Origin of the sequence: uncultured Gimesia sp. (genome assembly GCF_963972345.1) — a bacterium.
Classification (GTDB): domain Bacteria; phylum Planctomycetota; class Planctomycetia; order Planctomycetales; family Planctomycetaceae; genus Gimesia.
Map to the genome: position 1 here is coordinate 1 of NZ_CAXAVM010000194.1, position 12,767 is coordinate 12,767.

Annotated in this window: 10 protein-coding genes; 4 read left to right on the forward strand and 6 right to left on the reverse strand. The window is 52.6% G+C overall.

What is annotated here, in order from left to right; translation table 11 throughout:
- A partial coding sequence (locus AACZ40_RS23590) for a DNA gyrase C-terminal beta-propeller domain-containing protein (RefSeq protein ID WP_339676082.1) occupies positions 1-728 on the forward strand: 728 nt, incomplete at its 5' end.
- A 93-nt stretch (positions 729-821) separates the two neighbouring features.
- The gene (locus AACZ40_RS23595) at positions 822-2,753 is read left to right on the forward strand and encodes a DNA gyrase subunit B (RefSeq protein ID WP_291176600.1); all 1,932 of its coding nucleotides are present in this window, start codon (positions 822-824) and stop codon (positions 2,751-2,753) included.
- Between the two features lie 86 nt (positions 2,754-2,839).
- On the opposite strand, the gene AACZ40_RS23600 is transcribed toward AACZ40_RS23595, so the two are convergent.
- Positions 2,840-5,098 carry a hypothetical protein gene (locus AACZ40_RS23600; RefSeq protein WP_291176604.1) on the reverse strand — a complete coding sequence of 753 codons (2,259 nt, stop codon included), beginning with the start codon at positions 5,096-5,098 and terminating at the stop codon, positions 2,840-2,842.
- Between the two features lie 633 nt (positions 5,099-5,731).
- On the opposite strand from AACZ40_RS23600, the gene AACZ40_RS23605 reads away from it, so the two are divergent.
- On the forward strand, positions 5,732-7,999 hold the full coding sequence (locus tag AACZ40_RS23605; protein WP_291176607.1) for a UvrD-helicase domain-containing protein: 2,268 nt from the start codon (positions 5,732-5,734) through the stop codon (positions 7,997-7,999).
- A 140-nt stretch (positions 8,000-8,139) separates the two neighbouring features.
- On the forward strand, positions 8,140-9,099 hold the full coding sequence (gene xerD, locus AACZ40_RS23610; RefSeq protein WP_291176611.1) for a site-specific tyrosine recombinase XerD: 960 nt from the start codon (positions 8,140-8,142) through the stop codon (positions 9,097-9,099).
- On the opposite strand, the gene AACZ40_RS23615 is transcribed toward xerD, so the two are convergent.
- The 5 genes from AACZ40_RS23615 to AACZ40_RS23635 form a co-directional block, all read right to left on the reverse strand.
- Entirely contained in the window at positions 9,100-10,014 is a 915-nt protein-coding gene (locus tag AACZ40_RS23615; protein ID WP_291176614.1) for a DUF1559 domain-containing protein, read from the reverse strand.
- An 83-nt stretch (positions 10,015-10,097) separates the two neighbouring features.
- Positions 10,098-10,514 (reverse strand): hypothetical protein, encoded by a 417-nt coding sequence (locus tag AACZ40_RS23620; protein ID WP_291176617.1) that lies wholly within the window; start codon positions 10,512-10,514, stop codon positions 10,098-10,100.
- A gap of 13 nt (positions 10,515-10,527) precedes the next feature.
- Positions 10,528-11,136 carry a hypothetical protein gene (locus tag AACZ40_RS23625; RefSeq protein ID WP_291176620.1) on the reverse strand — a complete coding sequence of 203 codons (609 nt, stop codon included), beginning with the start codon at positions 11,134-11,136 and terminating at the stop codon, positions 10,528-10,530.
- Positions 11,136-11,591 (reverse strand): prepilin-type N-terminal cleavage/methylation domain-containing protein, encoded by a 456-nt coding sequence (locus tag AACZ40_RS23630; protein ID WP_291176623.1) that lies wholly within the window; start codon positions 11,589-11,591, stop codon positions 11,136-11,138. The genes AACZ40_RS23625 and AACZ40_RS23630 overlap by 1 nt, the downstream gene beginning before the upstream one ends.
- A gap of 20 nt (positions 11,592-11,611) precedes the next feature.
- Positions 11,612-12,767 (reverse strand): type II secretion system F family protein (locus AACZ40_RS23635; protein WP_339676088.1); only part of this gene is annotated, 1,156 nt, incomplete at its 5' end.

Sequence of the window (12,767 nt, forward strand, 5' to 3'; positions counted from 1 at the left end):
GGACCCGCGAAGGGGACAGCGTGTTGGCAGTGGCACCGGGAAGTACCCTGGACCATGTCGTGTTCTTCTCCAGCGATGGAGTAGCGTATACGCTGCCGATTGAGCAGGTTCCCGTTTCATCAGGTTATGGCGAGCCACTTTCCAAACATGCGCGGATGAGCGATGGCGCATACCTGGTGGCGGCGGTGACGACCGATGGTCGCTTCACACCGGATGACAAATCAACAAAGAAGCAACCCATTCCCACGCCTCACGTTCTGATCGTGACAGAGAAGGGACAGATCATGCGGATTTCGTTCAGTCTGTTCCGGACGGCTTCGACCAAAGCAGGCCGCAAGTACTGTCGCCTGGGTAAGGATGACCGGGTGGTCTATGCGGGGCTGGTTGAAGAGGCTGAAACCATGTTTATCGCGACTAAAGATGCCCGCGTGCTGCATTGCGAAATCGAAGAAGCCGCCCTGCTCTCCAATGCGGGCAAAGGGGTTAAGGGGATCAAACTGGAAAAAGGGGACCAGGTCATGGGGGCCCTGCAGCTGACGCGACCGAGCGACTGCCTGCGGGTCGTGAATACCGCGGGCAAAAAAATGACCTTTGGCCAGATGAAATATGGAGTCACTTCCCGCGGCGGCAAAGGCGTGAAAACCAGTCAACGGAGCGGGTTTGCTGAAATCCTCTATCCGCCCATTGAAGTGGTTGACTGGGACGAACAGGCGGACGACGAATCATAAACTGTTCGCATCTCGACTTACGGATCTCTGGCTCAACACCTATAATCTCGTTTTCCTTCGCATTTCAATTAGAGAAATATCAGTAAAGGTATTATGGCAACTGCAGCAAAAACAACAGGCGCAAAAAAATATTCGGCTGACGACATTGAAGTGCTGGAAGGGCTGGAGGCGGTCCGCCGTCGTCCTTCGATGTATATCGGTGGCGTTGATATTCGAGGGCTGCATCACCTGCTCTGGGAAATCGTCGATAACTCGGTCGACGAATATCTGGCTAAAGAAGCCGATACGATTATCGTCACCCTGCATAAAGATGGCGCCTCCTGCAGTGTCAAAGACAATGGCCGTGGCATTCCCGTCGACAAGCATACCAAAACCAAAAAGTCGGCTTTGGAACTGATTCTGACCACCCTGCATGCCGGCGGAAAATTCTCCGACAAGAACTATGCCCGCAGCGGTGGTCTGCATGGCGTGGGTTCTTCCGTGGTCAATGCCCTGTCTTCCGAGATGATTGCGACAGTCGTACGCGACGGTCACCAGTACATGCAGCGGTATAAAAAAGGCAAGCCGACCACACCCGTTAAAAAAGTAAAGCCGTTCCGCGGACACGGAACCGAAATCTATTTCCGCCCGGACGATGACATTTTCCGCCGTGTGCACTTCAGTGCCGACACGATTCGCCAGCACCTGGAAGATGTCGCCTTTATTCATGGCGGCCTGAAAATCACCTTCCGCGACGAAGTCAAAAAAGAGACGCATGAACTTTCTCATCCGGAAGGAATTCGTGGCTACCTCGAAAAACTGACACAGGAACAGCAGAAAAAACCCGTTCACGAACAGATGTTCTTTGCAGAAAAGGAAGACAAGAACATTCGCGTGGAAGTCGTATTAAGATGGACCGATGCCACGGACGAGCAGATTCGCAGTTATGTGAACGGGATCCGCACCCATGCTGGCGGAACGCACGAAAGCGGACTGCGGTCCGGGATTGCCAAAGCGGTCAAGAATTATATGGATGTGCATAATATCAAGCACAAAGGACTGGCGATTACGACCGATGACATCCGCGAAGGCGTGCTCTGCCTGATTTCCGTATTCCATAGTGATCCGATGTTTCAGGGTCAGACCAAAGAGAAACTGAATAATCCCGAAGTCAGCGGCTTTGTCGAAGGGATCGTCAGGCCTCTGCTGGAAACCTGGTTGAACCAGAACCCGAGTATTGCTGATGCGGTAGTTGGTCGGATCGTCCTGGCAGCACGAGCCCGGATGGCCAGTCGCGATGCCCAGAAAGAAGTACGGCGGAAATCGGTCACGAACCGAAAATCGACCCTGCCGGGCAAACTGCTGGACTGCCGCTCCAATAAACCGGAAGAATCAGAGCTGTTTCTGGTCGAAGGTCTGTCTGCGGGTGGAACGGCGGCGATGGGGCGCGACAGCCGCATCCAGGCAGTGCTGCCGCTGCGGGGAAAAGTCTTGAATACCGAATCGCTGGCTATTTCCAAAATCATGGGGAACCAGGAAATCAAGGACCTGGTGGAAACACTGGGAACCGGGATTGGCCCGAACTTTGAGATCATGAACCTGCGCTACAACCGGATCATCCTGCTGATGGATGCCGACAGTGATGGCTATCACATCAGCACGCTGCTGCTGACATTCTTCTTTCGGCATATGCGGGAACTGATTCGCCAGGGCAAACTGTTTCTGGCACAACCGCCTCTGTACTGTATCAAGGTCGGCAGCGAGAAACATTATGCCCAGGATGATGCCCAGAAGGAAGAGATCGTGGAATCACTGGGCGCCAACCGCAAGTATGAGATTGGTCGCTTTAAAGGTCTGGGTGAAATGACAGCCAGCGAACTCAAAGAGACCACGCTGGATCCCAAACACCGCGTGCTGCTGAAAGTGGATATCGACAGCCAGCTCGATGCGGATGCCACGTTCGCCCAGCTGTTCGGCAAAGATGCCAGCCTGCGTTACGACCTGATCATGCAGGAAGCGATCGAAGCAGACGACATCGATTATTGATCTCAGCTGCTCAAGACGATACAAAAAAAGAGGCGAATCGATTTGATTCGCCTCTTTTTATTTCTGGTCAGATCGGAATGTCTGACTTATTTTACGGAAGCGGTTTCTGCCGGTTCGGGTGGCAGAGGCTGCTTGCTGTCATTCTTTTCCACAGTCAGGTCGTTACCCACGGTGATCGTCAGCCAGCCATCGTTGGCTTTGATGCCGGTGATGTCCAGGTAGACGGTCCGGTTTTCCAGTTTGGCTTTGACCTGTGAATCTTCAACGCGATCCGGAAATGCTTTTTCCATCTTGCTGCGAACCACGCCGGAACGGGCGATCTGAGCAGCAATCCGTTCGGGTCGAACGACGGGAGATGACTTGACGTCTCCCCGGGTGATATGAATTTTATCACCGTCGACTCTGAAGTGCAGAGGAACCGTGATGACCTGGGTCGGCACAGCGGTTTCGCCCTGCTGTTCAAAACCACAACGCAGGATGAGGTTCAGAGTATTGTCAGTGATCTGCACACGAATGGGATCGTGATCATCGAAGACCAGCAGATTGGGTCCTTTATCTGGATCAACGGGAGGACGTTCCAGTTTGACTTTTCGTCCCAGAACATCTTCGATTGATTTTTCAAATTCTGTGATCAGGTCCTGATCGGTAATTGTGCGGCCTTCGAGGTTCATTCGAGACAGGCTGTTATTCATCACCGATTCATGCAGCTGTACCACAACACTTTCGTCGGCAGCGATGGTCAATGGTGGCGAATTGGCAGCCAGTTCGCCGGTATCCATCAGCCGGGTGCGAATGTAAAGATGAGTGTCAGTGGAAGCATAGCTGCGGGCAGTGGGGAACAGCCCATTGTCACGCAGACGCTTATTCAGAGTCCCGCCGACCTCTTCATTGGCACGACCGATGCGTTCATCCACTTCTTCATCGAAGCGGGGACGAACCCGGTCTCGCACGCGTTGTGCGGCGATGGCTTCTGCTTCGCCTTTCAACTCGGCAGTCCGGCGGTATGCCATATTGCGACCAATGCCAGCCAGCAGAGGAATGCGATCCAGTTTTGTGCTGGCACCGACGGTGGTGTTATTGGCGGCGACTTCGACCCAGGCAGGCTGAGTTACGAAAGTATCGCCATCAAAGTTGATTTCTTTAGAACCCCAGATCTGGTGATGACCTGATGTGTAAATCGTCGCCTGGTTGGTGGTACCGGAAGTTTCACTGTTGGTAACACCTTTCAGTGTTAAATCAAATCGCAGTGTAGAATCGCTGGGTTTGAAATCCACGCCGATTTCGGTGGTTGTGGCCTGATTTCCGGTGACGTAAGCACCCAGAATGCAATCCACCACGGGGCCGGTTTCACAGGTGCTGTCGTGGATCAGCCGATTCATGAACTCTTCGGCAACCATCACACGCAGGTTATAGTTGAAGTAGTTGTTCCGCAGAGCGCTAGTCAGTGGCTCGAGGCCCCCTTCCAGTTCTTCACGCAGAATAGCATAGGCTTTACGTGCTTCAAATGAGTTCTTGTTGCTTTCTGTCGCTTCGTATTCTTCCAGGTTGCTGACCAGTGCCGTCAGTTGCTCACGAACTTTACTGGAATCAATTTTCGCCGGACCGGCCTGGGAATCAGCCAGAAAAGCACGGATTGATTTTTCCAGGTTCTGGAACTGAGGACGGTTGAAGAATTTTCGCTGTTCCGCATCGATTAATGCACCGCGCTCTTCAAATTTCTTTTTGAGCGATTTCAACAGATCCATCAGTTCGACTTCGGAATAGCTGTTTTTCAATTCTTTCTGCAACTCATTTAGCTGCAGGTAATCGACCCAGCCGTTACCATTGTCCATGGTACCCAGGTATTTTTTCAGAGCGGCGGCCGCTTTGGCCAGTTTGTTCTGCTGGGCTTTCAGCTGAGCTGCTTTCACGGCAGCGACATCGACCGACAGGGTTTTCAGAACCGCATTGGCAATTTCCACGCGACGTTGCAGGCGGCTGGCGTAATCCGCGAGGACTGCCTGGCCTTGAGCTTCCTGAACCTTGGTCTGCAGTGCTGCCAGGGTCTGCTGCTGCTGTTCCAGAGTCAGCTCTGATCCGTAAAGCTTTGCCAGCAGGTCGCCCACCTGCTGATCCCATTCTGCCCATTTGCCTTCGAGTCCTTCCGGAGCTTCCGAAAGATCTTCAGGTACTTCAGCTGGTAAAATACCCTGCAGACCCACGTCTGCTTTTTCCTGCTTCTTGTCTGCCACAGCCATGGAGGATGTGACAACCAGTGCCAGGCTGGTTAAACCTAAAACTGCGAGGCCAAGTACACCAAAATATTTCTGGTTTTGTCTGGTTCGGTTTAGTTCCTTTAGAAACATATCTGATCTCACTCCATCGACAAAGGGATTCGAATAACGGTCGCCACCATTCACAAGAACGCGGGACTCCAGGGGCCCTCATTAATGGTAGTATGGGTGGAAACTACCGTTGTAAAATAATTTATCGTCATTTAGCAGCCGGGAATGTGTGTTGAATTCATACATCCCTGCCTCCAATCAACTATTCAAGCATCAATATCTGCAAAACCCGGTTCACACGGATGTTCCGAAAACAATATTTGGAGATTGCAGAATTCCTGTTACTTTTCATGGCGCAAATCAGGGCCGGAGAGTCTGGGCAGGCACCCCATTCCCCAGGATCGTCAAACTCAGCCTGCCCGTTTCACAGGCCCTTCATCAGATCACCATAGCGCAGTTTAGTGGACCCTCAAATATTGTGCAATCAACCAAAGCAGCTTGTATTCGCAACATTAACAAAACGTATAAATGTTCACGTCTTCTGTTTCTGGAGCTGAAGGTCCCTCCTGCCAGAGCCGGTCGAACGGTTTTCAGGTATTCAGAATAGAGATTCAGGCTGAATAATCGAGGGGTTCGATTTGGAATTTGGGCAGTGAGACCGTACATTGGTGGTTTCAGACAATAGGTCCAGATTAACGTTAAAAGGATTTTCACTTGGATTTTCAGCAGGTCCTGACGCCCCCTCAATTCGCCGCTGTCTCGCATCACCGGGGACCTTTACTGGTGCTGGCGGGGCCGGGTTCAGGAAAAACGCGTGTCATTACCCACCGCATTGCTTCGCTGATCCATGCGCACGTTCCCGCGCATCAGATTCTGGGGATTACCTTCACCAATAAGGCAGCGGATGAAATGGGAGAACGGGTCAGGCAGTTGATTCCCGACTCGCGCGTGGAGATCTCTACATTTCATAGGTTCTGCGTCAAAATCCTGAGGCGCTATGGTCGCGGCGTCGGCCTGGACAGCAACTTCTCGATTTTTGACACCTCCGATCAGCAGCAGCTCATTCGCTTCGTGTTGAATGAATTAGACATTGATACCGTGGCGTATAATCCTTCGACCATCGCTTCGATGATCAGCCGCGCCAAAAATGATCTGATCACCGTCGATCGCTTTGTCGAAATGTATCAGGAATCGGTGGGCGATCATCTGCAGGCCGTGGCGGCGCGGGTCTATCCGTTGTACCAGAAGCTGCTGCTCGAATCGAACGCGGTGGACTTTGACGATTTACTGCTGCACGTCGCCAGCCTGCTTAAAGGCTCTCCTGAATTACGGGCCACTCTGGACGAACGCTATCAATATATCCTGGTAGATGAATACCAGGACACGAATCTGGCACAGTATCAGATTGTGATGGGCCTTTCATTAAATACACGCAACCTGTGTGTTACGGGAGATCCCGACCAGTCGATTTACGGGTGGCGGGGTGCGAAGATTGAAAACATCCTGCAGTTCGAACGGGATTTCCCCGACTGCAAAACCATTCGGCTCGAGCAGAATTTTCGCAGCACGAAAGAAATTCTCCGCGTTGCCGACGATCTGATTTCTCACAACCAGCGCCGCAAAGTCAAATCGCTGTTTACAGAAAACCAGGAAGGATCTCCTGTCGAACTGCTCTGTTATCAGGATGAGCGACACGAAGCAGACGATATTGCCAGACGCATTCGCGAAGCCGTGGACAAAGGCGCGCATGACTACACGGATTTTGCCATCTTTTACCGGGTCAACTCGCTTTCCCGCGAGCTGGAACTGGCATTGGCCCGGCATAAAATACCGTATCAGCTGGCCGGCAGTGTGGCCTTCTATGAACGTACGGAAGTCAAAGACCTGCTCTCGTATCTGAAGCTGGTCAACAATCCCGATGATCGGATTGCGTTCTCCCGCATTGTCAATAAGCCACTGCGGGGCATCGGAAAAACCACTCAAAATAAACTGATTCGCTGGGCCGACGAACGGGGGATCAGCCTGCTGGAAGCCGCACATCAGGCAGCAGACTGCCCGAAACTTTCCAAACGGGCGGCGACCATGGTGGCGCGGTTTGCCAAAATGATCAACGGATTTTCGATGGCCGACTCAGGGTCCGTCGGGCACCTGATGGAGAGTATCATTGACAGCACGCGATTGATCGACAGCTGGAAGGAGAGTCCGGACGAAGATGATCAGCAACGGATTGCCAACGTCAATGAACTGCTCTCCACGGCCAGGAAGTACGATGACATTTATGGAGAAGAGACGACCCTGGAAGGTTTTCTGGAAGTCAGTACCCTGGCCAGCGCGACCGACCAGCTGGATGCCGATGCCGGACGCGTGACCCTGATGACATTGCATGCCGCCAAAGGTCTGGAATATCCGGTGGTGTTTATCATCGGTGTCGAACAGAATCTGATTCCGCACGAACGGGTCTTGCGTGAAGAATTGCGCGATGGTTTAGAAGAAGAACGCCGCCTGTTCTTTGTGGGGATTACCCGGGCCGAACAGAACCTGTACCTGACTCAAACACGCGAACGCTCGCTGCGTGGTCGTCCGTGGAGAACCATCACCAGTGACTTCCTCAAAGAAATCGACGTGAAGCTCAATGACCAGACCACCGATGAGCTGTTTGAATCCCGCTCCCACTTTGATGAGTTCGTGGAATCCGTCAAGCGCGGTGAAATTGATATCGCCGCTTTGAAGGCAGCCAATCCGGAGCGTCCCCTGTTGATGACTGGTGCGGATCTCCTGAAAGATTCACCTCAAGCCGCTGAGATACCCCAGGGTTTTTCGGTGGGCATGCGCGTCAGGCATCCGCGGTATGGGGTGGGAACCGTCATGGGAATCAGTGGTTATGCCCGTAAACGGATGGTAAATGTTCTGTTTGATGATGCAGACGAACCGCAGACCTTTGTCGCCGCACACTGCCCCCTGCAACCGTTAGGACTGCGCTAACCCGACGCTGGTTCAAGCGGATCACAGCCTCTTGCCGATAAACCCGATTGGCGCCTGCCATTAATTCTGTGGAAGAATACACTGGTATTTCGCAGTCATTCAGCAGGTCTGATTCACCTAAACCGACATCGGGTTCTCTCATGCCGCCACGTAAACGACCACCGGCGAATTCCAGATTCCAAGTCCGCAAACCGGCTGACCCCGGGGTGCATCTGGAACCATTCCTGCATTACCTGGAAGCAGAATGCGGGATGGCAGCGAATACCATTTCCGCGTATCGCTCTGACATCGTGCAGTTTCTGGACTGGTACCGCGCGCAGCAACCGGTCCCGTTAAGTGAAGTCGATCTGAACTTTCTGTCCGGCTACCTGCAGCATCTCAATCGACGCAAGCTGGCGACGACGACCGTTTCCCGGCACCTGGTCACGATCAAGTTGTTCTTTCGTTACCTGGTGCTGGAAGGTGTGCTCGCCGAGAGTGTCGCCGACCTGTTGAATTCTCCCAAACTCTGGAAATATCTGCCCAAGGTTCTCAGCCCGGAAAAAGTCAACCAGCTGCTGTCTGCTCCCTGCCGGGAAGATCGCTACCCGCTCCGCGACCGGGCGATACTGGCGATGATGTATGCAACCGGCTGCCGTGTGACAGAGATCGTGACCCTGCCTTTGAACTCGGTAAAGCTGGCCGAAGGCTATGCCCGCTGCGTGGGAAAAGGAAACAAGGAACGCATGGTGTCATTGAATCCGGTCGCTGTCGCCGCCGTGGAAGCCTATCTGCGGCATGAGCGGCATGAGCGGCCTGTGCTGACACGACGCAACACGGCAGAACAGGCGCTGTTTCTGAATCGGGGAGGCAAGCAGCTCTCGCGGATCATGGTCTGGAACATCGTCAAGAAAAACGCGGCCCGCGTCGGCTGCAGTAAAGAGGTCAGTCCGCATACACTGCGTCACAGCTTCGCCACCCACATGATGGCTGGCGGCGCCGAGATCCGCGCGTTGCAGGAACTGCTGGGACATGCGAATATCCGCACCACCCAGATTTACACCCACGTCGATCACAGCCGCCTGAAAGCCGTGCACCAGATGTATCATCCGCGTGGCTGATTAAAATGGGTCCATCAGTTTGCCATCTCCGCGGTTGCCGAGTTGTTCCAGCAAACCGGGATCGATGTTCTCGGCAATGAAGCGGACAGAACCGTCGCCCAGCCCGATGTGAGCGCCCCCGAGATGGTAGCTTCCGAATCCCCCGACATTTAACAGTGGATCGACAGGATTCTCCTCTACAGGTGTGGGAGGATTATTGCTTCCCCAGGAACCGTTGAAGCTGGGGAGATCCTTGTTGATGGAACCGGTATTCCGCAGACTGGCGCGCGTCCCGGAGAGCCAGCCCAGGTTGGTCTCGTCGAACAGATGCTCGCCGATAAAAATGGTATTGCTGCTGCCGTCGGTAATCTGATCGTAGCTGATGCTGCTGTTGAGGAACATGACTCCGGAATTATTCACATCAATGGGCGCTTCATTTGCATTATAGCAGGCCGCATAATTGGTCTGAAACAAATCGACATTTTCCTCAATCGGCACACGTAAAACAGGCCCTTTGGGATCAGACGGGCAGCTTAAAACAGAGAGCGGTCTTTTGCGCACCTCATAATTGGCTTCGGCGTACACACTCTGTTTAAAGTCAATATGCCGATACACAATCGCCTGATCCAGGAACGGCATCAGTCCTCCAAGCCAGCCCATGTCATAGCCTTTGGGTTCGTTTTTAATGGGTCCCGTCTGATTATAAACTCCCGCCGGCAGGACCTCGAAAGCCATTTCGTAGTTTTGCAGCGCAATGCTGATCTGCATCAGATTGTTCTTACACACTGTCCGCCTGGCTGCCTCACGGGCCTGCTGGACTGCCGGCAGCAGGAGTGCAATCAGGATCGCGATGATTGCAATCACAACCAGCAGTTCGATCAGCGTGAAGCCATGACGCTGCTGACTCTGGTGAAAGCGGGGAGCAAACTTATTCATCTTTTTTATTCCTGGGATAAAATACCAAATCGCATTGTAAGGAAATCATTGATAAGAACCGAAGCTTGATCGAAGGATTGAGGTCATAATAAAATCTTTTTTGTACGAGTAATGACAAACGTCTGACTCTCAGGATATTTCACTCGAGCCTGAATGGAGATACGTTGAGCGCCGTCCGTTTCCGATTTCAACTCGATTTCAGCGGAGCCTGCATAACGGGTTCCCAGTTCTTCCGCATCAATCTGCCAGACTTCCCCCTGGTACTCGGGATTTGACAATCGCTGTCGCGCGGCACGCTCCAGAGCTGACTCAACCAGCCAGTCGGCCTGGACCTGCAGCTGCTCCTTCAGCATTTGTCGTCGCTGCATCAACGTCGATTTCAGCAGTGAAGCCATCACCAGTGAAATCAACAACAGGCAGACCATGACAATCACCAGCACTGCTCCCTGGCGCGTGCTCTGAGTGTGAAATACTGTCTCTGATTGATTGTGATGACGCATATGATTGACCCTGTCACTCGGTTTCATTTGTTTCTTTTTCTGGTTGTTTCAGTTTCAGATTCGCCAGCCGATAATCATGGCCGATGGTGGAAATGATCGATAATTCCTGAAACGCCGGCTTCCCGGACCGACCTGAGCTTTCGCTGTTTTTAATTGATACGCGCTGTAACGGATCGGGTTCTTCAATGGAGATCCCCGCCCGATGCAGTCGCTGCTGTTCAAAAAAACGAGCGAGGCTGCCCTCAGGCAGATAATAGACATCACGATGTGTTTCCTTACCCTGGCGGGTCACGACTCGGAAAATCTGATGTTGTTGAATCGTGTACTTCACACTCTGATTGTCGGGTTGTTGCAGGATCAGTTCGCTCCCTTCTGCGGGAAACTGGACTTCTACTGCAGCATGAATGTCTGCACGAAACAGATGGGAAAATCGCTGGAACGAAGATCCCAGCCAGGCGGCTTTGCTGGTTTCCCGCTCGGCACGAAGCACCGTATGCATGGTGAGCATACTGATGCCCATCAGCACCGAAGCGATGCCCATGGCCACGACGACTTCCACCAGGGAAACTCCCGGGGGGCAGCCATATTGCCTGATCGAAATCATAAATCCACGTCGCTGCATTACTGCTGTTCCTTCAGGCAGACCCAGGAAGTGAGTCTCACCGGCATCGCCCTGATTCCCTGATCGTTTTTCCAGTCGAGCTGGATCCCTATCTTTTTCATCTGCTGCACATCATCTGCGTTACTGACTTTGAATTGCAGGCTGGCATCGGGAAGTTGTCTGATCGCACTTTCCGATAAAGCAAACTTATCCACGGTTGACTGCTGTACTTCGTCAAATGGTAAAGTGACCGCGCGTTCCATCAGATTTTCCACTTCCACAATCGCAATCTGGCGGCGTTCAGTCTGCCGGCGTTCGCGATGCACCCAGTAGATCGCTGGTACCATAATCATGGAAACCGTCATCAGCAGCACGCCGGCCACCATCATCTCCACCAGCGTGAATCCGCGGCGTTGACACCGCAATGCTGCGCTGCGAGTTGGACTGATTCTATTGATCTGTTTTTGATTTCTCACATTTCAACCAATATCTGAGGTTAAGACAGGGCATGCATGATCGTCACCAGTGGTAAAAACAGCCCGATAACGAAGATACCCACTAAACAGCCCACGCCCACAACAAAACACGGTTCCAGGTATTCCCGTATCAACGCCAGGCGATAATTGATACGCCGTTCGATTCCTTTGGCAATCGCTTTGAGCGCCCAGCTCAAATTACCGGCCCGTTGCGCTGACTGCAGCAGACGCACTTCACTGGGAGTCAGCAGGCTATAGTCATGCAGTGACGTCCAGCAGTCGTTCCCTTTATGAATATCTTCCAGAATCGCGTTAAAGCGGGCAGACAGATACTTATTTTTTGTCGTGTGTGACAGGGTCTCGAATGCCCCCAGCAGCGGACGTCCTGATTCGGTGCTGACGTGCAGAAACCGCAGCACATCCGGCGCGATCAAACGGGGATAATAGCGTCCCGAAATAAACCGGGGGCGCCAGCCATTTTCCAGATAGCCGGTCCGGCGGAGCCTGAGATACATAAAAAAGAGAATCAGAAAGACTGGAAATATTAACGGAAAGTAATTAACAATCAGGTCCGCTGCATAGATGATCCTCAGCGTCAGATCCGGTAACTCCATGCCGAAATCCAAGAAAATCTTTTTCATCTTGGGAATGATCCAGTAACAGATAAATCCGAAAACCAGAAACATGATGACAAAAACCGTAGACAGATAGACGCCGATGCCGGGACGCAGGTAATCCCGTTCATTGCGCTGCTCGGCACACACTTCCGCCGCCAGCGCCAGCGCAGAAGGCAGCGTCCCTGATTCGGCTCCCGCTTTGACGAGGAAGAACGCGTTCGCAGGAATCACGTACGGAATCTTTTCCAGCGCCTCGGCCAGCGGAACGCCGCTCCGCAGCAGGTCCACCAGCCGCATGATCTGGTAACGCCAGTGGCCACGAATATCTTTCCCGAACGTTTCCAGAACGTCGATCAACGGCAGCTGTTTATCGGCGGCGATGGCCAGAATCCGCAGCAATGCCACCTGTTGAGAATAAGAAACACGCCCGAAAGACAGAAAGGTTCCGAATGGCGACGAATTTCTTACGTTGCCAAATATTCGATTCAGATTTTCGAAATGCGATTTCTTATCCATGAGTGATTGAACGCGACAGCCGCTCTCTGAAGTAAATGAATTT

Coding starts and splice junctions, on each gene's coding strand:
- AACZ40_RS23600 (WP_291176604.1), bottom strand. CDS start 5,098: ATGTTTCTAAAGGAACTAAACCGAACCAGACAAAACCAGAAATATTTT.
- AACZ40_RS23620 (WP_291176617.1), bottom strand. CDS start 10,514: ATGCGTCATCACAATCAATCAGAGACAGTATTTCACACTCAGAGCACG.
- AACZ40_RS23595 (WP_291176600.1), top strand. CDS start 822: ATGGCAACTGCAGCAAAAACAACAGGCGCAAAAAAATATTCGGCTGAC.
- AACZ40_RS23615 (WP_291176614.1), bottom strand. CDS start 10,014: ATGAATAAGTTTGCTCCCCGCTTTCACCAGAGTCAGCAGCGTCATGGC.
- xerD (WP_291176611.1), top strand. CDS start 8,140: ATGCCGCCACGTAAACGACCACCGGCGAATTCCAGATTCCAAGTCCGC.
- AACZ40_RS23625 (WP_291176620.1), bottom strand. CDS start 11,136: ATGCAGCGACGTGGATTTATGATTTCGATCAGGCAATATGGCTGCCCC.